This window comes from Burkholderia sp. Bp8963 (genome assembly GCF_003854275.1).
Classification (GTDB): Bacteria; Pseudomonadota; Gammaproteobacteria; order Burkholderiales; family Burkholderiaceae; genus Burkholderia.
On sequence record NZ_QTQP01000022.1, the window covers coordinates 58,913 to 79,019 of the forward strand.

Genomic DNA, 20,107 nt, shown 5'->3' on the forward strand with positions numbered 1-20,107 from the left:
GGGGAGTTCGGTTGTGACGGATCAGTTCAGGCCGCGATCGGCCTCCTGGACGAGTTCGCGTTCGGCTTCGATATCGAGCGAACGGCAGGCCCACAGATAGACGAGTGCGGCAACCGGCAGGCCGACCAGCATCGCGATGTCGGTGCCGCCGAGCGCGCGCGCGACGGGGCCGCTGTACAGCTCGGTCTTGAAGAACGGGATCATCGCGACGAAGCCGATCGCGTACGCGGTCAGGCCACGCCAGTTCCAGCGGCCGTAGATGCCGCGCGGGTTGAAGATCTCGCGCACCGAGTAGTGCGTATGACGGACGAGGAAGAAGTCGACGAGGTTGATCGCGGTCCACGGCGTGAACAGGTAGCCGAGGATGCCGAGGAAGTCGCCGAACTTGCCCATGAAGTCGTCGGACGCGGCGAACGCGAGCGAGGTCGCGACGAACGCGACGATCAGGAGGCTCACGATGCGCTTGCCGGCGCTCGATTTCAGCGGCTTGAACGAGTCGGTGATGCTGAGCAGCGTCAGCGACGCGCCGTAGAAGTTCAGGCCCGTGATCGCGAGCAACCCGAGCAGCGACAGCAGCAGCGTGATCGAACCGAAACCCGGATGGATCGCGTCGCCCGCGCGCTGCACCGCGTCGGCGATCTCGATCTTCGAGTTCAGCGCGGCGGCAGCCGTGCCGACCAGCATCATCCACACGCCGCCGATCAGCGCGCCCGTGAAGGTCCACCAGAACGTCGCGCGCACGCCGGTCGTCGGCGGCAGGTAGCGCGAATAGTCCGACACGTAGATCGACCACGACAGCTGATAAGCGGCGGCCGCGAACAGCTGCACGAGGAACGGCGTCGCCTTGAAGCCTGCGAACGACAGCTGGTCGGCCGGGAACGGCACCTTCACGCAGATGCCGACGCTGAACACCGTCAGCGCGATCAGCAGCGCGATCGCGAGCCAGCGCTGCGCCTTGTGGATCAGGTCGTAGCCGAACACCGCGAGCGCCACCGCGATCGCGGTGAACACGATATAGCTGACGTGCGGCTCGGTGCCGAGCAGGTGATGCGCGGTCTGCCCCGCCATCAGCTGGTTGAACGAGTTGTAGCCGACATACGTGACGAGCGCGACGACCCACACGAGCAGCGCGCCCATGTAGCCGAACTGCGGCCGCGACTGGATCATCTGCGGCAGGCCGAGCTGCGGCCCCTGGCTCGAGTGGAACGCCATGAAGAACGTGCCGAGCAGGTTGCCGATCAGCACCGCGATCGCGCTCCACAGCAGGTTGCCGCCCATGCTGACCCCGATCGCGCCGCACGCGATCGTCGCGAGATTCGCGTCGCCGGTAAACCACACCGGCCACAGATGCCACGCCTTGCCGCGCCGCTCCGCGAGCGGCACGTAATCGATCGAGCGCGCCTCGATGCGCGATTTGCCCCGGCTGGCGTCCACCGCCAGTCCATGGGCCACTGCGTCCTGTCTCATGTCTCCTCCATGTGCGTCCGACGGCGCCGGTCGCGCACCGGCCGCCGGCCGGGCGCGAGCCCGGCCGGCGGCACGGCGGTCGATCGCATGCCGCCGTCGTTACTTTCAGTTAACAATGAACTACTGGTTAACAATGGTACGCAGTTCAATTAGGCGACCCTACTGGCGCATTCGCCTATTGACGTTTCTAAAAATAGTCGCGGCTTGTGACCAAACGCAAATATCAGACAAATTCCGCCATCTTCGGCGATTGCGATCCGTCCATCTCGGGATAACCCTGATCCAAATCAAGGCGCACATCCCCTATATTTCGTTAACCGTTAGTTTCATCGTAACCGATAGTTAATTTTCAGAGCCCGACGCCATCATGACCTACCTGCCGATCGAATTCCACCAGAAAGCCAAGCTGCCGCAACTCCCGGCCGATTTCTGCGCGAACCCGGAACTCGCGTGGACGATCCCGAAGACCTATTACACGTCGCAGGAGGTGTTCAAGGCGGAGGAAGAGAAGATCTTCGCCGACACGTGGATCTGCGTCGCGCACCGCAGCGAGCTGGCCGAAGCGAACCAGTACGTGACGCGCGAAGTGATCGGCGAGAACATCCTGATCGTTCGCGGCAAGGACAAGGTGCTGCGCGCGTTCTACAACGTGTGCCCGCACCGCGGCCACCAGCTCCTCGAAGGCAGCGGCAAGGCGAAGAACGTGATCACCTGCCCGTACCACGCGTGGACCTTCAAGCTCGACGGCGCGCTCGCGCATGCGAACAACTGCGATCACGTGCTGGAATTCGACAAGGAGAACTCGAGCCTCGTGCCGGTCAAGGTCGAGGAATACGCGGGCTTCGTGTTCATCAACCTGAATCCGGACGCGGGCACGGTCGAAGACCAGCTGCCGGGCATGCAGGACCGCCTGCGCGCCGCGTGCCCGGTGATCGACGATCTGAAGCTGGCCGCGCGCTTCGTCACCGAGACGCCCGCGAACTGGAAGTCGATCGTCGACAACTATCTCGAGTGCTATCACTGCGGCCCCGCGCACCCCGGCTTCTCCGACTCGGTGAAGATCGACAAGTACACGCACACGCTGCACGGCAACTGGACGCTGCAGTACGGTTACGCGGAGTCGTCGGAGCGCTCGTTCAAGCTCGACCCGTCGATCACCGACGCGAGCTTCCAGGGCTTCTGGGCGTGGCCGTGCACGATGTTCAACGTGCCGCCGGGTGCCGACTTCATGACCGTGATCTATGAATTCCCGGTCAGCGCGGAAGTCACGCTGCAGCACTACGACATCTACTTCCTCAACGAAGAGTTGACCGACTACCAGAAGAACCTGATCGAGTGGTACCGCAACGTGTTCCGCCCGGAAGACCTGCGCCTCGTCGAAAGCGTGCAGAAGGGCCTGAAGTCGCGCGGCTATCGCGGCCAGGGCCGGATCATGGTCGACCCGCGCCGCAGCGGCGTCAGCGAACACGGCATCGCGCACTTTCACAACCTGCTCGCGCAGCAGTACCAGGACTGCCAGGACTGACCCAACCCGCACCAGGACGACACCGACATGACCTCCCTTGAACAACCGGGCCTGCTGCGTGAGCAGGCATACATCGCCGGCGTGTGGCGCGGCGCCGACGACGGCGCGACGCTCGACGTCACCAACCCGTCGACGGGCGAGCTGATCGCGCGCGTGCCGAACATGGGCGCGGCCGAGACGCGTGCCGCGATCGATGCCGCGCACGCGGCGTTTGCGAGCTGGCGCAAGACCACCGCGAAGGAGCGCGCACGCCTGTTGCGCGCGTGGTTCGAGCTGATCATGGCCCGCCAGGAAGACCTCGCGGCGCTGATGACGCGCGAACAGGGCAAGCCGCTCGCCGAAGCGCGCGGCGAGATCGCGTATGCGGCATCGTTCGTCGAATGGTTCGCCGAGCAGGCGAAGCGTATCGACGGCGACGTGATCCCGAGCCCGAACCCGGACCAGCGCCTCGTCGTGACGAAGGAGCCGGTGGGCGTGTGCGCGGCGATCACGCCGTGGAATTTCCCGGCGGCGATGATCACCCGCAAGGCCGCGCCGGCGCTCGCCGCGGGCTGCACGATCGTGATCAAGCCGGCCAACGAGACGCCGCTGTCCGCGTTCGCGCTCGCGGCGCTCGCCGAGCAGGCCGGCATTCCGGCCGGTGTCGTCAACGTCGTGACCGGCAAGTCGCGCGAGATCGGCGCGGAAATGACGTCGAGCCCGCTCGTGAAGAAGCTGACCTTCACGGGCTCGACCGAAGTCGGCCGGCTGCTGATGCGCCAGTGCTCGGACACGGTCAAGAAGATGTCGCTCGAACTCGGCGGCAACGCACCGTTCATCGTGTTCGACGACGCCGATCTCGACAAGGCTGTCGAAGGCGCGCTGCTGTCGAAGTACCGCAATGCAGGCCAGACCTGCGTGTGCGCGAACCGCTTCTTCGTGCACGATTCGGTGTACGACGAGTTCTGCCGCCGGTTCGCCGCGCGCGTCGCGGCGTTCAATGTCGGCGACGGCTTCGACGCGGACGTCAACATCGGCCCGCTGATCAACGAAGCCGCGCGCGACAAGGTCGACGGCCTCGTGCGCGATGCACTCGCGCAAGGCGCGCGCGTGCTGGTGGGCGGCGCGCCGCATCCGCGCGGCGGCAACTTCTATGCGCCGACCGTGCTCGCCGACGCGAAGCCCGGGATGGCCGTGCTGACCGAGGAGATCTTCGGGCCGGTCGCGCCGATCGTGCGCTTCACGACCGACGACGAAGTCGTGCGGCTCGCGAACGATTCGATCTACGGCCTCGCCGCGTATTTCTACAGCCGCGACATCGGCCGCGTATGGCGCGTCGCCGAGCAGCTCGAGTACGGGATCGTCGGCATCAACAGCGGACTGATCTCGAACGAAGTGGCGCCGTTCGGCGGCGTCAAGCAGTCCGGCATCGGACGCGAAGGCTCCAAGTACGGGATCGAAGACTTCCTGTCGATCAAATACCTGTGCATGGGCGGCGTGAGCGCCTGATCCCCTGATCCCCTGATCCCCGTTGTGCGCGCGGCGGCTTCGGCCGCTGCGCGTCGTATCCCGGACCGAACGACCCCAGCAATACCCGCCGCGCGGCGCCCGTCCGATCCGCCCGCCGGCAAAGGAACGCATGATGAACGCCCGTGAATCGATCTCCGTTGACGTCGTCGCCGTCGAGACCCTGACCCCGCTGATCAAACGCTTCACGCTCGGGCTGCCCGACGGCGCGACCCTGCCGCCGTTCAGCGGCGGCGCGCATGTGCTCGTGTCGCTGCAGGATGGCGACGCGTGGCATCACAACGCGTATTCGCTGCTCAGCTCGCCGCACGACACGCGGCACTACCAGATCGCCGTGCGCCGCGAGGAAGCGTCGCGCGGCGGCTCGGCGTTCATGCACGAGCGCGTGACGGCCGGCACGCGGCTCGCGATCGGCTCGCCCGCGAACCTGTTCGAGCTCGACCGCCGCGCGCGCCGTCACGTGTTCATCGCGGGCGGCATCGGCATCACGCCGTTCCTCGCGCAGCTCGCCGAGCATCGGCCGGGCGGCGAGCTCGAGCTCGAACTGCATTACGCGTATCGCAGCCCCGAGCACGGCGCGTTCGTCGACGAACTGAAGGCCGGCCCGCACGCGGCGAACGTGCACACGTATGTCGACAGCCTCGGCCAGCGCCTCGACCTGCTGCGCCTGTTCAAGTCGCTGCCGGCCGACGCGCACGTGTACGTGTGCGGCCCGCAAGGCCTGAACGACGCCGTGTATGCGAACGCGGCGCTGCTCGGCTGGCCGAAGGCGCAGCTCCATTCCGAGCAGTTCGCCGCGACCGACACGGCCGGCCAGGCGTTCACGGTCGTGCTCGCGCGCTCGGGGCTGGAGCTCGAGGTGCCCGAGGACACGACGATCCTGCAGGCGATCGAGCGCGCGGGCGTGAAGATCGAATCGCTGTGCCGCGAAGGCGTGTGCGGCACCTGCGAGGTCGCGATCCTCGAAGGCGAGGCCGATCACCGCGACCAGTATCTCGACGACGACGAGAAGGCCGCGCAGAAGACGATCCTGCTGTGCGTGTCGCGTGCGCGCACGCCTCGGCTCGTGATCGACCTGTAAATTTTTCCTCGCGCCGTATCCGTTAAACTACGGCGGATACAGGGAAACCCGGCGCGCCATCCCCTCCCGACGCGGCGGCATGGCCCGCGGCCCGCACGATGCGGCCGCGGGCCATGCCGCCCTTGTCGTTTGGCCGCGCGCCGCCGTCACAAAGAGGAATGGATGTCCGAGGATACGTTCGCGTTCCGTCTCAAGGTGCTCCTCGAGCACAAGAAGCTGAGCCTGCAGCAGGTGGCCGACGTGGTCGGCATCTCGCGGCCGGCCGTGCACAAGTGGACGCGCGGCGGCGAAATCGACTATTCGAACCTGCGCAAGCTGGCCGCGTTCCTCGACGTCAACTGGGTCTGGCTGCGCTACGGCGACGACGCGGTGAAGGACCTCGGCCTCGGCGCGCAGACCGAGCTGCCGATGACCGACCTGCGCCGCCGCTACACGGCCGAGATCGTGTCGAGCGAAGCGCGGATGAAGCAGGCGCAGGAAGCAGCCGGCATCGTCACATGGGAATGGAATCTCGTCAGCGACGAGCTGATCTATTCGGCCAACTGCGCGAAGCTGTACGGCCGCGAAATCCACAGCAACGAGGAATTCTGGGAGATCCTGCATCCCGAGGAACGCAGCTGGCTCAACAGCCAGGCGCTGCAGCAGGCGGTCGCCGCGCGCGAGCCGTACGTGTGGGAATTCCGGATCGTGCTGCCCGACGGCACGGTGCGCTGGATCGAATCGCGCACCGCGACGCTCGTCGACGATGCGGGCCGGCCGACCCGGATGGTCGGCACGACGATCGACATCAGCGCGCGCAAGGCGGTCGAACAGCAGCTGCGCGCGCAGATCGCGCTGCTCGCCGACGGCGAGCGCCTGGCCGGGCGCGGCGCATGGCAGTGGCGGCCGGTGCAGGACGAAGTAAACGTGTCGGATGAATGGTGCCGGCTGTTCGGCGTCGAGACGGCCGCCGCGCCGCGCCGCCATGCGGAGCTGCAGGCGCGCGTGCACGCGGACGACCGCGCGGCGCGCGAAGCCGCGGTGCAGGATGCGCTCGCCCGTCAGGGCGACTATCGCGCGCTGTACCGCGCGCTGTTGCCGGACGGCACGTTCCGGCTGCTGCTCGAACAGGGGCACGTGCAGCCCGCCGATGACGGTGAAGGGCTGCAGCTCACGGCCGTGTGCCGCGCGGCGGAACCGGCCGACGCGATCGCGTTCGCGACGCAGCCGAAAGCGGCGGTCACGCCGCACTGAGCCGGGGGCGCGCGCCGATGCGCGTTTGGCGTTCGGCGTTCGGCGTCTGATCAGCCGCATGTGCGGCGGCGGGCCGGTGTTCGGCATCCCGAATCCGGCCTCGCGCATCACGCTTGCGGCGTCAGATCGCCGCCGCGACCGCCTTGCCGACGGCCGTCGTATCCGCCGTGCCGCCCATGTCCGGCGTGCGCGGCCCGTCCACCAGCACCGTCTCGATCGCGCGCATGATCGCGTCGTGCGCGTCCTTGAAGCGGGCGTCGCCGTCGCCGAGAAAATCCAGCATCATCGCGCCGGACCAGATCATCGCGATCGGGTTCGCGATGTTCTTGCCGAAGATGTCGGGCGCCGAGCCGTGCACGGGCTCGAACAGCGACGGGAACGTGCGCTCCGGATTCAGGTTCGCCGACGCCGCGAGGCCGATCGTGCCAGTACATGCGGGGCCGAGGTCGGACAGGATGTCGCCGAACAGGTTCGACGCGACCACGACGTCGAAGCGGTCCGGCTGCAGCACGAAGCGCGCGGACAGGATGTCGATGTGCTGCTTGTCCCACGCGATGTCCGGATAGCCGGCCGCGACCGCCGCGACGCGCTCGTCCCAGTACGGCATGCTGACCGCGATGCCGTTCGACTTGGTCGCCGCCGTCAGCTTCTTGCGCGGGCGCGTGTTCGCGAGCTCGAACGCGTACTTGAGGATACGGTCGACGCCGTGGCGCGTGAACACCGCTTCCTGCAGCACGAATTCACGGTCGGTGCCCTCGAACATCTTGCCGCCGACCGACGTGTATTCGCCTTCGGTGTTCTCGCGCACCACGTAAAAATCGATGTCGCCGGGCTTGCGGTTCGCGAGCGGGCACGGCACGCCGGGCAGCAGGCGCACCGGACGCAGGTTCACGTACTGGTCGAATTCGCGGCGGAACTTCAGCAGCGAACCCCACAGCGAGATGTGATCGGGCACCTTGTCGGGCCAGCCGACCGCGCCGAAGTAGATCGCATCATAGCCGCGCAGGGTTTCGTGCCAGTCGTCCGGCATCATCTTGCCGTGCTGCAGGTAGTAGTCGCAGCTCGCCCATTCGAAATGCGTGAATTCGAGGTTCAGGCCGAATTTCGCGCACGCGGCCTGCAGCACGCGCACGCCTTCCGGCATCACTTCCTGGCCGATCCCGTCACCCGCGATCGCGGCGATCCTGAATACCTTGCTCATCGTTCGTTCTCCGTTGCGTCTTTGTGTCTCGGTGTGTTTCGGTGTGTTTCTGCGTGTCGCGGCTGCCTGCGCGGAATGCACGCACCGCATGCACGCTAGGATGCCGGAAAGCGCGCCGCGGATAATCGGCCGGACTGTGGACGCATTTCGCACGTTTCGTGGACAATCGCGCGTTGCGCCGGCGACGCGCGTGCGTCTCCGGCCCCTCACTGTTTGTTCACCTTCAAAGGACCTCGTCACCCCCATGTCGATGACGCTCGATCCGAAGCAGGCCGCCGCGCTGCTGGCCGTCGCCGACACCGGCAGCTTCGAGCAGGCGGCCGGCCGCCTGCACGTGACCGCGTCCGCCGTCACGCAGCGCGTGCGCGCGCTGGAGGCGAGCCTCGGCACGCCGCTCGTGCTGCGCACGCGGCCGTGCCGGCCGACCGTCGCGGGCCAGCGCGTGCTGCAGCACCTGCGCCGCGTCGCCATTCTGCAGGCCGATCTGCAAAGCGCACTCGCGGCCGAGCGCGAATCACCGATCTCGGTCACGATCGCGCTGAACTCGGATAGCCTCGGCACCTGGTTCCTGCCCGCGCTGACATCGGTGCTGGCCGGCGAACGCATCCTGTTCGAGCTGATCGTCGAGGATCAGGACCACACGTTCGCGCTGCTCGAAAGCGGGATGGCGGTCGGCTGCGTGACGACCGAGCCGAAGCCGATGCGCGGCTGCGTCGCGACGCCGCTCGGCACGATGCGCTACCGGCTGCTCGCCGCGACCGCGTTCGCCGCGCACTGGTTTCCGCGCGGCCTGACCCGCACGAGCGCACGCCGCGCGCCCGTCGTCGCGTATTCGCGGCGCGACACGCTGCAGTCGTCGTTTCTCGAGGAAAAATTCGGGCTGCCCGTCGGCGCGTACCCGTGCCACTACGTGCCGGGTACGCATGCGCATTTCGCGGCCGTGCAGCACGGGCTCGGCTATGCGATGGTGCCGGCGCCGCTGCTCGGCGACACGCCGCTCGACGCGCAAGGGCTCGTCGATCTCGCGCCGCGGCATCCGACCGACGTCACGCTGTACTGGCATGCATGGACCGTGCAGTCACCGGCGATGGCGTCGCTGTCCACGCGCGTCGTCGAAGCGGCGCGGCGGCTGCTCGCGCCGCTCGCGCGCTGAACGTTGCGCCGTCGTTCGACGCTCTCCCGTTACCCGCGCCGCTGCGCGAAGTACGCGCCGACCGCGTCGACGAACGTGTCGATGTCATCGCGCGACACGTCGCAATGCGTGACGAAGCGCGACGCGTAGAGCATCTGCGTGAGGATCCCGCGCGCGCTGAGCCATGCCTCGAGCGGCGCGCAGTCGGCTTCGGGAAACTGCGCGAACACCATGTTCGTCGCATGCGACAGCACCTTCACCTCGTCGATGCGCGCGAGCCCCTCGGCGAGATGCGCGGCATTCGCGTGGTCGTCCGCGAGCCGCTCGACGTTGTGCTCGAGCGCATACAGGCACGCCGCCGCGAGAATGCCCGACTGCCGCATCCCGCCACCGAGCACCTTGCGCCAGCGATGCGCGCGCTCGATCAGCGGCCGGCTGCCGACCAGCACCGAGCCGACCGGCGCGCCGAGGCCCTTCGAGAAGCAGATCGACATCGTGTCGAACGGCGCGCCCAGCTCGGCGATCGAGCGGCCCGATGCGACCGCCGCATTGCAGACGCGCGCGCCGTCGAGATGCGCGGACAACCCGCGGCTGCGCGCGACCGCGACGGCCTCTTCCGCGTAGCCGGTCGGCAGCACGCGGCCGCCGATCGTGTTTTCGAGCGCGAGCAGGCGCGTGCGTGCGAAATGGTTGTCGATCGGCTTGATCGCGGCGACGATCTTGTCGATCGGCAGCGTGCCGTCGAGCGCATTCTCGATCGGCTGCGGCTGGATGCTGCCGAGCACCGCCGCACCGCCGCCTTCGTACTTGTAGGTATGCGCGAGCTGGCCGACGATGTATTCGTCGCCACGCTCGCAATGCGCCATCAGCGCGGCGAGGTTGCTCTGCGTGCCGCTCGGAAAGAACAGGCCGGCCTCCTTGCCCGCGCGCTCGGCCGTCGCGGCCTGCAGGCGCAATACGGTCGGGTCGTCGCCCCACACGTCGTCGCCGACTTCGGCGGCAGTCATCGCGGCCAGCATCGCCGGGCTCGGACGCGTCACGGTATCGCTGCGTAAATCGATCATCAGTGGTCCCTGAGTGAACGCATGCCGATACGGACCTCCGATACCGGCGGTGCAGAAACGAGACTCAGAGTGTACGCAATTCGCCGTGCGCTTGCCGGACGGCGGCGGGCCGGCCGCGCAGCACGCCGCGGCCGGAATGCCGCAACGCGCCATATTGACGCAGGTGCGGCAGGCCGCCGCATCGCACGCGCGGGCGCCACGCACCGCGTTCTTGATACGAATCAACGATTTACCCCGCAAAGGCCGCGCGCGGGCTGGACATCTGCGACGAGTTGGCACATTTCGCGCCGCAACATCGCGTCCCATACTCCAGCCAACCCTGCAGCCGCCATTGGCCAGGGTCCGCCGGCAGCCCCGCCGGCGGGTATCGACAGCATCGGTCAACTGGTATGGATACCGCTTTCTCGGCCCTCGATCTGGCCCGCCTGCAGTTCGCATTCACCGTCTCCTTTCACATCGTCTTTCCGGCACTGAGCATCGGCCTCGCGAGTTTCATCGCGGTGCTCGAATACCGCTGGCTGAAAACCGGCAAGCAGTACTACAAGACCCTGTGCCTGTTCTGGTCGAAGATCTTCGCGGTCGCGTTCGGGATGGGCGTCGTCTCCGGGGTCGTGATGAGCTATCAGTTCGGCACCAACTGGTCCGGCTTCTCGAGCTTCGCCGGCTCGGTCACCGGCCCGCTGCTGATGTACGAAGTGATGACCGCGTTCTTCCTCGAAGCCGGCTTCCTCGGCATCATGCTGTTCGGCTGGAACCGCGTCGGCCCGCGCGCGCACTTCGGCGCGACGCTGATGGTCGCGATCGGCACGATCATCTCGACGTTCTGGATCCTCGCGTCGAACAGCTGGATGCAGACGCCGCAGGGCTTCGAGATCGTCGACGGCCGCGTCGTGCCGACCGACTGGTTCGCGATCATCTTCAACCCGTCGTTCCCGTACCGCCTGTTCCACATGGCGATCGCCGCGTTCATCGTGGCCGCGCTGGTGGTCGCCGCGACCGGCGCATGGCACCTGCTGAAGGGCCGCCGCGACCCCGGCGTGAAGAAGATGTTCTCGATGGCGCTGTGGCTGCTGCTGGTGCTCGCGCCGGTGCAGGCGCTGATCGGCGACCAGCACGGCATCAACACGCTGAAGCACCAGCCCGCGAAGATCGCCGCGATCGAGGGCCTGTGGGAAACCGAGAAGGGCGGCACGCCGCTGAACCTGTTCGGCATTCCCGACATGCAGGCCGAAACGACGCGTTACGCGGTGAAGGTGCCGCATCTCGGCAGCCTGATCCTCACGCACAGCTGGGACGGCGAGATCCGCGGCCTGAAGGAATTCGCGCCGGAAGACCGGCCGAACTCGACGGTCGTGTTCTGGAGCTTCCGGATCATGGTCGGCCTCGGCTTCGCGATGATCGGTCTCGCCGCGCTCGCATGGTTCCTGCGCCGCCGCGGCCGCCTGTATGAATCGAAAGGGTTCCAGCGCTTCGCGCTCGCAATGGGCCCGACCGGCTTCGTGTCGCTGCTCGCCGGCTGGGTGACGACCGAAGCGGGCCGCCAGCCGTGGGTCGTCTACGGCGTGATGCGCACCGCGCATGCCGTGTCGCCGCTCACCGCGCAGCAGGTCAGCATCTCGATGATGACGTTCGTGATCGTGTACTTCCTCGTGTTCGGCACCGGCGTCTACTACATGCTCAAGCTGATGAAGGCCGGCCCCGCGCTGCCCGACGTCAGGCATGACGACACACCGGACACGCGCCCCGACCACACCGCGCGCCGCCCGATGTCGGCCGTCGACGAACTGATCGAGACCGTCTGAACGGCCCACCCAACACGCATACGAGGAATTTCATGGACGTCACCGTAATCTGGGCCGCGATCATCGCATTGGGGCTCTTCATGTACGTCGTGCTCGACGGCTTCGACCTCGGCATCGGCATCGTCTTCCCGTTCTTCCCGGACGAGAAGGAACGCGACCTGATGATGAACACGGTCGCGCCCGTGTGGGACGGCAACGAGACCTGGCTCGTGCTCGGCGGCGCCGGCCTGTTCGCGGTGTTCCCGGTCGTGTACTCGACCGTGCTGTCCGCGCTGTACCTGCCGCTCGTGTTCATGCTGGTCTGCCTGATCTTCCGCGGCGTGTCGTTCGAGATCCGCGCGAAGGCGCGCCGCACCAAGCAGCTGTGGAATCTCGCGTTCATCGGCGGCTCGGCCGGCGCGACGTTCTTCCAGGGCGTGGCGCTCGGCGCATTCCTGCAGGGCATCCAGGTCAAGGACGGCGTGTTCGCCGGCGATGCGTTCGACTGGCTCACGCCGTTCAGCCTGCTGACCGGCCTCGGCCTGATCGTCACCTACGCGCTGCTCGGCTGCTGCTGGCTCGTCGCGAAGACCGAAGGCGACCTGCAGCGGCGCCTGCATCGCGTCGTGTGGCCGCTGACCGTCGTGTTGCTCGGCTTCATCGCGATCGTCAGCCTGTGGACGCCGCTGCAGGATCCGGCGATCGCCGAACGCTGGTTCGATTCGGGGCTGTTCTGGCGCCTGCTGCCGGTGCCGTTCCTGGTCGCGGGCTGTGCGGTGTGGATGTATCGCGCGGTGCGCAGCCGGCACGACATGACGCCGTTCGTGCTCGCACTGGCGCTTGTGCTGCTCGGCTACGTCGGCCTGCTCGTCAGCCTGTTCCCGTATGCGATTCCGCAGACCATGACGATCTGGGAAGCAGCGGCGCCGCGTTCGAGCCAGACCTTCACACTGGTCGGCGCAGCGGTTATCCTGCCGATCATCATCGCCTACACGACGATGGGTTACTGGGTATTCCGAGGGAAGGTGCGTCATGAAGACCAGCACTACTACCACCACTGAGCACGACGCCGCGCCGCGCTCGAAACTGCGCGGCTGGATGTGGTTCGTGCTGCTGTGGGCCGGCGGCGTCGCAGGCGCCGTGACGCTCGGCTATGTGTTCAAGATCTTCATGAACCTGACGCTGTTTGCCGTGAAGTAAGCGTGTCGGGCCGGTCTCGCCGTGCGACCGGTTCGCCGCGCGCGGCACGCGGCCCGCATCGCATCCCGCCCGTCATCGCCCGTCACCGCCTGCACGGCGTCGCGCACATCGCCTTGATCAGGCCGGCACGGACGTCTCCGACACGCTACGCGGCCCGTTCTATCGACTGGCTGTTGGCGCGCGCGTTGGAACTGGACGGGCCGGCTGTGTCGTGAGCCGGACGACAAGACCGCCCGAACCAGTCACGCTCAGCGGCGCTGGCCCAGCGCCGCTTCGATCTTGCGATCGGTCTTGTACTGGCTCAGCGCATAGACCGACCAGATCGCGGCCGGGATCCAGCCGATCAGCGTCAGTTGCAGGATCAGGCAGATCAGGCCGGCAATCGGGCGGCCGATCGTGAAGAACTGCAGCCACGGCACCAGCAGGGCGAGAAGCAGACGCATGAGTGGTCCTCTTGGTACGTCGTTGAACGGGTAATGCGCGGTCAATATGGCGTTTCGCGCCGGCAAATTCAAGCATCGTTCGTCCGGCGCGGCATGGTCGCCGATGATCCACGCATCACGCGATGCATCCAGCCTCGCGCAAATGCGAACGCGGCGCCGTCGACTGCCCGGCGCCGCGCCTGCCGCCTGCCGCCCCCGGGCGGCAAGCGGCCCTACCTGATTGTCTGTCAGTGCTCGATGCCGAGCCCCGGCAGCACGCGCGTATGCTCGACGACGACCGCGTGCAGCAGGTCCGGATCGGCGCCGAGCAGCCCGAGGATCGTCGGCGCGACCTGCTTGGTGCCGACATAGTCGTTGACCGTGCGCGCGCGATGGAGGCCCGGGTACGACACGAGCAGGCCGAGGTGATTGTCATCCGGCGCGTTGCCGCCGTGCTCCTCGTCCTTCTTCGTGCTCGACGTGTAGATCACGCCCGGATTCGGCTGCACGATGATGTCCGGCGTGCGGCCGTTGGCCGGATCGCCGAAGCGGTCGGCGAGCGCCGCGCCGTACAGGATGTACGCCTGCGGACCGTCCGCACAGATCCCCGGCGCGTTGCAGCCGAGGTTCGCCTTCAGCGTCTTGACGACGGCGGTGCGCTGGTTGCGATCGCGCAGCCAGATCAGGCCGACGTCGTCGGTCTGCACGAAGCCCGTGTTGACGAGGCCCGTACCGTCGTTCAGGTTGCCCGACTTGGTATTGTTCTGGCCAAAGTTGCCGTTCTTGTCGAGGTAGTTGTTCTGTTCGAGCAGCGCCGTCAGCGTGTCGCCGTTCTTCACGAGCTTCGTGTGATCGGTCGGCGACTGGCCGTGCTTCGCCGTCACGATCACGGCCGTCGAGCTGTACAGGTTTTGCTGCTTCAGCTCGGCGACGATCCGGCCGATCGAGTTGTCGATATACGTGATCGCGTTCGCGACTTGCCCGTTCGGCGTGAAGTTCGCGTCCATGTAGCCGCCGCCCTTCGTCACCAGCGCCTTCTGCGCGACGCTCAGCGTCTGGAAGTCCGCACCGAACACCGTCGGCACCGATGCGGCCTTGCCGGTCGAATCCTTGCCGTCGATCTGGTCGATCAGCGCCTGCACGTGCAGGTTGTCGAACTGCGCGGTGTGCGAATAGACGTCGGAGTAATCGGTCTTCGTCACCGGGTCGATCGAGTTGATCTCGGTGCGCATCAGATCGTCGACCCCCTTGCCCGACGGGCCGTTCACCCAGTCGTAGCCCCATGCGTGCTTGTCAGCCCACGCGGTGCGGGCATTCGGGATCGCGGCCTTCACGGCCTCGAACACGGTGTTCGTCTTCACGTAGTTGTGCGGATACACCGGCACGCACTTGCCGTTCACGAGCGCGTTCGGGATCGCCTGCGGGTTGAATGCACCGCCGCCGTTGAGGTTCACGAGCGCGCCGCCGTTCATCGCGTCGATGCCGGTCGTTTCGTCGAACACGACGTTCCAGCCCTGCTGGCCCGAACAGGTCGTGTCGGTCGGCGCATACAGCGTGCGGTCATACGACACGTCGTAGAACAGGCCGGCCGTCTTCGGCGAGCCGCCCGTCAGCAGCGCCGCGAGGCCCGGAAACGAATCCGACAGGCCCGGCGTATGCGCGTTCGTGTACGTCACGCCGCTTTGCGCGAGCGCCGCCACGTTCGGGCACGTGTTCGCGCCGATGCAGCGTGCGAGATCCTGCTCGTGCAGGCCGTCGATGCTGAGCAGCAGCACGTGCTTCACGACACGGCGGCCGTGGTCGCCGCGGTTCCCTTGATTGTCCTGGTTGCCCTGATTCCCTTCGCCCTGCTGCGCATACGCACATGCGCTCGCGAGCGCCAGCGCGCCCGCCACCACCATAGCCAGCTTCCGCTGCTTACCGAAGAACGAAATCATCACCCCACCTCATCGATTGACGTTGGACCGCTTCGCCTGCGAACAGGCGCGTCAATATCGCCGAGCTGTGGGGCGCTCCCGTGAAGCGAGGCTTTCTGTTGTCTGTCAAACGTAACCAATCGCAAGTGACACGAATCAGTCGCAATGCGAGGGCTGCGATGCGTTGGCGATCACGCGAGCGGAGCCGCACCGGGATCGGGCTGATCCATGGATTTTTGTCGGCTTGGCACCCGACTATTGGCGTGTAATAAAGGGTTTTCCCTGACCCGGAGCACGAGAATGTCGACCCTGGAAGCCTTCCGGTTCGTGCTGGACGACGCACGCACCCCCGAAATCATCCGACATCACGTCGTCGATGCGCTGCAGTACGCGCTGCGCAATTACGGACAGGTCTTCACGGCGAAGGAAATCCAGTGGTTGACGCAATGGGACGATCCGCGTCTGCCGCTGGCGGCGAGGAAGGAGCTGGACAAGCGCGAGCCCGTTGCCGCGCGCTGCACTGAATGACGTTCCGCTGCCGCGCCCAAAACGACGCCGGGGCGCCGGGACGCAGCAGCGGAAGTGCGACGGGGATTACTTCAAGCCGAAGTCGACGCGTGTCGTCGCGCCCTTGTCGTCGATGCCCTTCGCATCGAGCTTCGGCGCGACGATGAACATCCGGCTCGAATCGATCTTCCCTTCGAGGTACTGACGCACCGACTGCGCGCGGTCCTGCGCGAGCATGCGCAGGCTGCCCTCGTCGACCGGCGCGTGCTCGGCGAGCGCCCGCTTCATGTCGTCGTCCGGCAGGGTCTTCTGCAGGCCGACCAGGTTGCGCGGCTTCTTGAAGTCGGCGGCCTTGTACGCGCGCGTCAGGTAGGTGCGGTACTCGGCCGGCTCGACCTTCACCGTGCGCGGATCGACGCTCTCGCCCTGCCCGACGACGTCCTTCAGCTTCTGCTGCCGCACGAGCCGGTCGACGTATGCGTCGCGCAGCCCCGGCGTGTCCTTGTCCGGATCGACGCGGCCAATCAGGTCGAGGCGGATCGACGGCTTCTCGTTCAGCATCTTCACGACCGTATCGAGCTTCTGCTGCTGCGCGTCGCTCAGATCGGACCTGCCCGGCGCGAACTCGACGTAGCCAAGCTCTTCGCCGCCGCTGCCGAACGCGTGCGCGAGCAGCGTGAACGGCGACGTGACGGCCTTCGCGATCAGGTTCAGCACCGCGCGCCAGATCAGCCCGCCGACGCTGAATTCCGGATTCGACAGCGAACCCGACACCGGCAGGTTCACGTCGATCTCGCCGCGCGAGTTCTTCAGCAGCGCGATCGCGAGCTTCACCGGCAGCTTCGTCGCCGTGTCGTTCTCGACGTGGTCGCCGAACGTCAGCTGGTCGATGAAGATATGGTTGTTCGCCGATAGCTGGTCGTTCGCGAGCTGATAGTGCAGGTCGACGTTGAGCTTGCCCTTCGTGATCGGGTAGCCCGCGTACTTCGCCGAATACGGCGTCAGGTTGGTCAGCTCGATGTCGTGCGCGGTCGCGGTCAGGTCGAGCGCCGGCTTCTCGATCAGCGGATTGACCGTGCCCTTGATCGAGATCGGCCCGTTGCCGGCGAGGTTCGCGTCGACGTCGACCGGCGCGGGTGTCGTCGAATCCGTGCCGAACGCGCCGACCGTGCCCTTGATCGCGACGAGGTTCGCCGTGTAGTTCGGCTTGATGAAGTTGTCCGTGTAATTCACGCGACCGTTCTGCAGCACGAGCTCGCCGAAATGCATCCGCACCGGGTTCTGCGGCGGCGTCGCGGCCTTGACGAGCGCCGGCGCCGACGCGGCAGCCGGTGCCGACGCCTGCTGCGCAACGGCAGCTGACGCCGCCTGCGTGGCGGCCGGAGCCGATGCCCGCGGTGGCGACAGCGGCACCGCCTCGCCCTTGCCCTTGCTGGCGTCGCGCGTCAGTGACTGCGCGGGGCCGCTTTCCTTCGCGACGATGTCCTTCAGGTTCAGCCGCCCTTGCGCGTCGAGCAGCACACGGCCGTAGAAGTTCGCGAACGTCACGCGCGACGCGTCGACGTCGGTGCCCTTCTCGTCGTAGGTCGCCTTCAGGTTCGACAGCGCGAGCGAGCGCCAACCCCCGAACGGGTCGGACGTCGCCTTGTCGAGCATCCGCACGTCGACGAGCGCTGCGTCGCCGCGATACGACGCGCGCATCGCGTCGTTCGCCTGCGCGAACGTCAGGTTGCCGTTCGCATTGAGCAGCGCGCTCGCGACGGTCACGTTCAGCGCGCTGCCGAAATACGGCTCGAACGCCGCCGCGTCGAGACGGTCGCCATTGATCTTCAGGCCGAGCTTCAGCGGCTGCGCAGTGACATCGCCCGACACGTTCAGCGAGCCCTTGCGGTTCAGCGTCGCCTGCAGCTTCACCGGCAGCGGCTTCGTCAGGTCGTCGCTGAGCTTCTCCACCGACAGCTGCAGCGGCTTGATCGCGAGCTTCACCGGACGCGGCGTCGACAGGTCCGTGTAGTTCGCGGTCGCGTCCTTCACGTTCAGCGCGTCGATCCGGTAATGCCACGACGGCGCGGCGGCCTCCGCCTTGCGCGCGACCGTGCGCGCGGGCAGCGCCTTCTGCGCGGGGCTCGCGAGCGCCGCGAGATCGATCTGGCCGTCCTTCAGCCGCGTCACGTCGAGTGCGAGCCCGCTCGCATCGACGCTCGCGATCTGCGCGGTGCGCGCGGCAAGATCGACCTTCGCGATCTTCGCCTGTGCGTCGGGCAGCACGATCGCGGGCGCCTTCGCGTCCGGCGTCGCGACCTTCAGCGCCTTCACGCTCACTTCGCTGTCGGCAACCTGCGCGTCGAGCGGGGTCTTGCCCCAGTCGGCCTTCGCGTTGACCGTCGCGCCCAGCGTGCCGTCGAGCACGCGCGCGCGCGTCGCCTCGCCGAGGTAAGGCTGCAGCGCGGGCAGCGCGAGCGCATCGACCGTCAGCTTCGTGTGCGCCTGCTTCGCCGCGACGCTGAATGCGCCTTCGGCCTTCACGTCGCCGCCGCGCGACAGCGATGTCGACAGCGTGTACTTCGCCGGCGTGTTGCCCTGCAGCGTGAAGCTGTCAAGCGTCGCCGCGAGGCGCGTGAGCGACAGCATGGTCGGCGTCGCGGGCACGCGGTCGTCGAGATTGATCGTGCCGCCGTCGATCGCAAAGTGGCGGATCGTCAGGTCGAGCGGCTGCGCTTTCGTTGCGGTTGTTGCAGTCGTTGCGTTCGTTGCGGCCTGCGCTTCGCCGCCCGATGCGGGCTGCGCCGCGCTCGCCGCTGCCGGCATGGCCACGCCCGACGCCGCCGGCGCGGCCGACGGCGCCTTCGCCTTCGGCTCGGCCGCGGGGCGCGCGGCGAGCTTCTCGACGTTCAGCACACCCTGCCGGTCGCGCGCGAGATCGACGACCGGCTGGTCGACGCGAATCTCGTCGAAGTGCATGACGTTGCGCAGCGGCTCGAGGCCGGCCGCCGCGACGTGCACGCCGCGCGCGGCGAACAGCGGCTCGGACGCCACGCTCGTCACCTTCGCGTCGTTCAGGTCGACGGTGCCGGACACGCGCAGCGCCGGTTCCGCGCCGCTCATCACGAAGTTGACCGTCAGGTTGCTGCTGAGCAGGCCGCTCTGCACGGCGACCGGCAGTTTCGTCGGCACGTACGAGATCAGCTTCGGCACGTCGATCCGGTCGAATTTCAGTTCGATCTCCGATTCGCGCGACCGCGCGAACGGCTTCGTCCTGCCGTCGAGCGCGATCGGGCTGCCGTCGAACCGCGCGCGCAGCTTCGGCTGCACGAAGATGTCGGTCTTCGACGGCAGCGTCGCAATGAACGGGATGCCGAGCGTCCAGTTGTCGACGACGTGCTTCTCGTTCAGCAGGCGGTCGTCGAAATCGATCCGGCCGTCGTTGATCTGGATGTTCGACACGGAGAAATAGGTCGGCTTGCCTGCCGGCTTCGACGGCTTCGAGAACTTCTCGATCAGGTCGGTGAAGTTGAAGCGCTGCGCGTCGTAGCGGACGATCCGGAAGCGCGGCGCGTCGAGTCGGACCTCGTTGACGATCGGCGCGCCACGAAACAGCGACGTCCACGACGGCCGCACGACAAGCTTGCCGATGTCGATGAAGTCGCCCTGCCCGCCGCGCTCGCCGAGATGGATGCCGTCGGCTTCGAGGTTCAGCGTGTACGGGTTCAGCGCAATCCGCCGGATCGTCGCGGGACGGTCGAGCTGCTGGCTCAGTTGCTGCTCCGCGACATGGCGAATCAGCGGCGGCGCGGCGAAGAACCCGAGCAGTCCAAACAAAACGAGGAAGATCAGCACGCCGAGGCCGATACGCCGGGTCCGGCGTGAGCGCACGACGCCGCCGAGGGCGCGAAGAGTCGAGTTTGCGGTTACTTTGTCTTGACTTGCCATGCTCGAATGCCAGGGAAACGACGGCCGGGCGATCCGGAAAGCCGGGGCGCCCGGGCCGACTATCCCGAAAGTATAGGCTCAGGGAGTGACGGAACGCCGATCAGGCGCCGCCGCGTTCGCCGTTCGGACAGCCGCGGCGGCT

General features: G+C 67.0%; 15 protein-coding genes. 9 read left to right on the plus strand and 6 right to left on the minus strand.

Annotated features, from left to right (window positions below):
- Positions 1-21: 21 nt before the first annotated feature.
- Complete coding sequence (locus DID96_RS19670; protein WP_124600936.1) at positions 22-1,467, minus strand: cytosine permease; 1,446 nt, start codon at positions 1,465-1,467, stop codon at positions 22-24.
- Positions 1,468-1,834: 367 nt separating this feature from the next.
- On the opposite strand from DID96_RS19670, the gene DID96_RS19675 reads away from it, so the two are divergent.
- The 4 genes from DID96_RS19675 (at position 1,835) to DID96_RS19690 (ending at position 6,812) form a co-directional block, all read left to right on the plus strand.
- Positions 1,835-2,992, plus strand: coding sequence for a Rieske 2Fe-2S domain-containing protein (locus DID96_RS19675; RefSeq protein WP_124600937.1), 1,158 nt, complete (start codon positions 1,835-1,837; stop codon positions 2,990-2,992).
- Positions 2,993-3,019: 27 nt separating this feature from the next.
- On the plus strand, positions 3,020-4,480 hold the full coding sequence (locus tag DID96_RS19680; RefSeq protein ID WP_124600938.1) for an NAD-dependent succinate-semialdehyde dehydrogenase: 1,461 nt from the start codon (positions 3,020-3,022) through the stop codon (positions 4,478-4,480).
- Positions 4,481-4,613: 133 nt separating this feature from the next.
- Positions 4,614-5,579: a PDR/VanB family oxidoreductase gene (locus DID96_RS19685; RefSeq protein WP_124600939.1), complete on the plus strand. Its 966-nt coding sequence runs from the start codon at positions 4,614-4,616 to the stop codon at positions 5,577-5,579.
- A gap of 162 nt (positions 5,580-5,741) precedes the next feature.
- Positions 5,742-6,812, plus strand: a complete 1,071-nt coding sequence (locus DID96_RS19690) for a PAS domain-containing protein (protein WP_124600940.1) — start codon at positions 5,742-5,744, stop codon at positions 6,810-6,812.
- Positions 6,813-6,933: 121 nt separating this feature from the next.
- On the opposite strand, the gene DID96_RS19695 is transcribed toward DID96_RS19690, so the two are convergent.
- Positions 6,934-8,013 carry a tartrate dehydrogenase gene (locus DID96_RS19695; protein WP_124600941.1) on the minus strand — a complete coding sequence of 360 codons (1,080 nt, stop codon included), beginning with the start codon at positions 8,011-8,013 and terminating at the stop codon, positions 6,934-6,936.
- Positions 8,014-8,257: 244 nt separating this feature from the next.
- Between DID96_RS19695 and DID96_RS19700 the strand changes: the two genes are divergently transcribed.
- Positions 8,258-9,166 carry an HTH-type transcriptional regulator ArgP gene (locus DID96_RS19700; RefSeq protein ID WP_124600942.1) on the plus strand — a complete coding sequence of 303 codons (909 nt, stop codon included), beginning with the start codon at positions 8,258-8,260 and terminating at the stop codon, positions 9,164-9,166.
- A gap of 29 nt (positions 9,167-9,195) precedes the next feature.
- Here the strand turns inward: DID96_RS19700 and ltaE are convergent, their stop codons facing one another.
- Positions 9,196-10,209 carry a low-specificity L-threonine aldolase gene (gene ltaE, locus DID96_RS19705; protein ID WP_124600943.1) on the minus strand — a complete coding sequence of 338 codons (1,014 nt, stop codon included), beginning with the start codon at positions 10,207-10,209 and terminating at the stop codon, positions 9,196-9,198.
- A gap of 389 nt (positions 10,210-10,598) precedes the next feature.
- On the opposite strand from ltaE, the gene DID96_RS19710 reads away from it, so the two are divergent.
- Genes DID96_RS19710 through DID96_RS19720 form a run of 3 tightly spaced genes read left to right on the plus strand, consistent with a single transcriptional unit; the run spans position 10,599 to position 13,190 of the window.
- Positions 10,599-12,011, plus strand: a complete 1,413-nt coding sequence (locus DID96_RS19710) for a cytochrome ubiquinol oxidase subunit I (protein WP_124600944.1) — start codon at positions 10,599-10,601, stop codon at positions 12,009-12,011.
- A 32-nt stretch (positions 12,012-12,043) separates the two neighbouring features.
- Positions 12,044-13,051 carry a cytochrome d ubiquinol oxidase subunit II gene (gene cydB / locus DID96_RS19715; RefSeq protein ID WP_124600945.1) on the plus strand — a complete coding sequence of 336 codons (1,008 nt, stop codon included), beginning with the start codon at positions 12,044-12,046 and terminating at the stop codon, positions 13,049-13,051.
- Positions 13,023-13,190: a hypothetical protein gene (locus DID96_RS19720; RefSeq protein WP_124600946.1), complete on the plus strand. Its 168-nt coding sequence runs from the start codon at positions 13,023-13,025 to the stop codon at positions 13,188-13,190. The genes cydB and DID96_RS19720 overlap by 29 nt, the downstream gene beginning before the upstream one ends.
- 248 nt (positions 13,191-13,438) lie before the next feature.
- Here DID96_RS19720 and DID96_RS19725 read toward each other — a convergent pair whose 3' ends face one another.
- Positions 13,439-13,633, minus strand: coding sequence for a YqaE/Pmp3 family membrane protein (locus DID96_RS19725; RefSeq protein ID WP_124600947.1), 195 nt, complete (start codon positions 13,631-13,633; stop codon positions 13,439-13,441).
- 227 nt (positions 13,634-13,860) lie between these two features.
- Positions 13,861-15,549 (minus strand): alkaline phosphatase family protein, encoded by a 1,689-nt coding sequence (locus DID96_RS19730; RefSeq protein WP_124600948.1) that lies wholly within the window; start codon positions 15,547-15,549, stop codon positions 13,861-13,863.
- Between the two features lie 279 nt (positions 15,550-15,828).
- On the opposite strand from DID96_RS19730, the gene DID96_RS19735 reads away from it, so the two are divergent.
- On the plus strand, positions 15,829-16,056 hold the full coding sequence (locus DID96_RS19735; RefSeq protein WP_185732303.1) for a hypothetical protein: 228 nt from the start codon (positions 15,829-15,831) through the stop codon (positions 16,054-16,056).
- A 66-nt stretch (positions 16,057-16,122) separates the two neighbouring features.
- Here the strand turns inward: DID96_RS19735 and DID96_RS19740 are convergent, their stop codons facing one another.
- Positions 16,123-19,965 (minus strand): DUF748 domain-containing protein, encoded by a 3,843-nt coding sequence (locus DID96_RS19740; RefSeq protein WP_124600949.1) that lies wholly within the window; start codon positions 19,963-19,965, stop codon positions 16,123-16,125.
- Positions 19,966-20,107: the final 142 nt, after the last annotated feature.

Bases quoted from the DNA above. Each gene is read 5' to 3' on its own strand.
- DID96_RS19670 (WP_124600936.1), bottom strand. From the start codon at position 1,467: ATGAGACAGGACGCAGTGGCCCATGGACTGGCGGTGGACGCCAGCCGG.
- DID96_RS19675 (WP_124600937.1), top strand. From the start codon at position 1,835: ATGACCTACCTGCCGATCGAATTCCACCAGAAAGCCAAGCTGCCGCAA.
- DID96_RS19680 (WP_124600938.1), top strand. From the start codon at position 3,020: ATGACCTCCCTTGAACAACCGGGCCTGCTGCGTGAGCAGGCATACATC.
- DID96_RS19685 (WP_124600939.1), top strand. From the start codon at position 4,614: ATGAACGCCCGTGAATCGATCTCCGTTGACGTCGTCGCCGTCGAGACC.
- DID96_RS19690 (WP_124600940.1), top strand. From the start codon at position 5,742: ATGTCCGAGGATACGTTCGCGTTCCGTCTCAAGGTGCTCCTCGAGCAC.
- DID96_RS19695 (WP_124600941.1), bottom strand. From the start codon at position 8,013: ATGAGCAAGGTATTCAGGATCGCCGCGATCGCGGGTGACGGGATCGGC.
- DID96_RS19700 (WP_124600942.1), top strand. From the start codon at position 8,258: ATGTCGATGACGCTCGATCCGAAGCAGGCCGCCGCGCTGCTGGCCGTC.
- ltaE (WP_124600943.1), bottom strand. From the start codon at position 10,209: ATGATCGATTTACGCAGCGATACCGTGACGCGTCCGAGCCCGGCGATG.
- DID96_RS19710 (WP_124600944.1), top strand. From the start codon at position 10,599: ATGGATACCGCTTTCTCGGCCCTCGATCTGGCCCGCCTGCAGTTCGCA.
- cydB (WP_124600945.1), top strand. From the start codon at position 12,044: ATGGACGTCACCGTAATCTGGGCCGCGATCATCGCATTGGGGCTCTTC.
- DID96_RS19720 (WP_124600946.1), top strand. From the start codon at position 13,023: ATGAAGACCAGCACTACTACCACCACTGAGCACGACGCCGCGCCGCGC.
- DID96_RS19725 (WP_124600947.1), bottom strand. From the start codon at position 13,633: ATGCGTCTGCTTCTCGCCCTGCTGGTGCCGTGGCTGCAGTTCTTCACG.
- DID96_RS19730 (WP_124600948.1), bottom strand. From the start codon at position 15,549: ATGATTTCGTTCTTCGGTAAGCAGCGGAAGCTGGCTATGGTGGTGGCG.
- DID96_RS19735 (WP_185732303.1), top strand. From the start codon at position 15,829: ATGTCGACCCTGGAAGCCTTCCGGTTCGTGCTGGACGACGCACGCACC.
- DID96_RS19740 (WP_124600949.1), bottom strand. From the start codon at position 19,965: ATGGCAAGTCAAGACAAAGTAACCGCAAACTCGACTCTTCGCGCCCTC.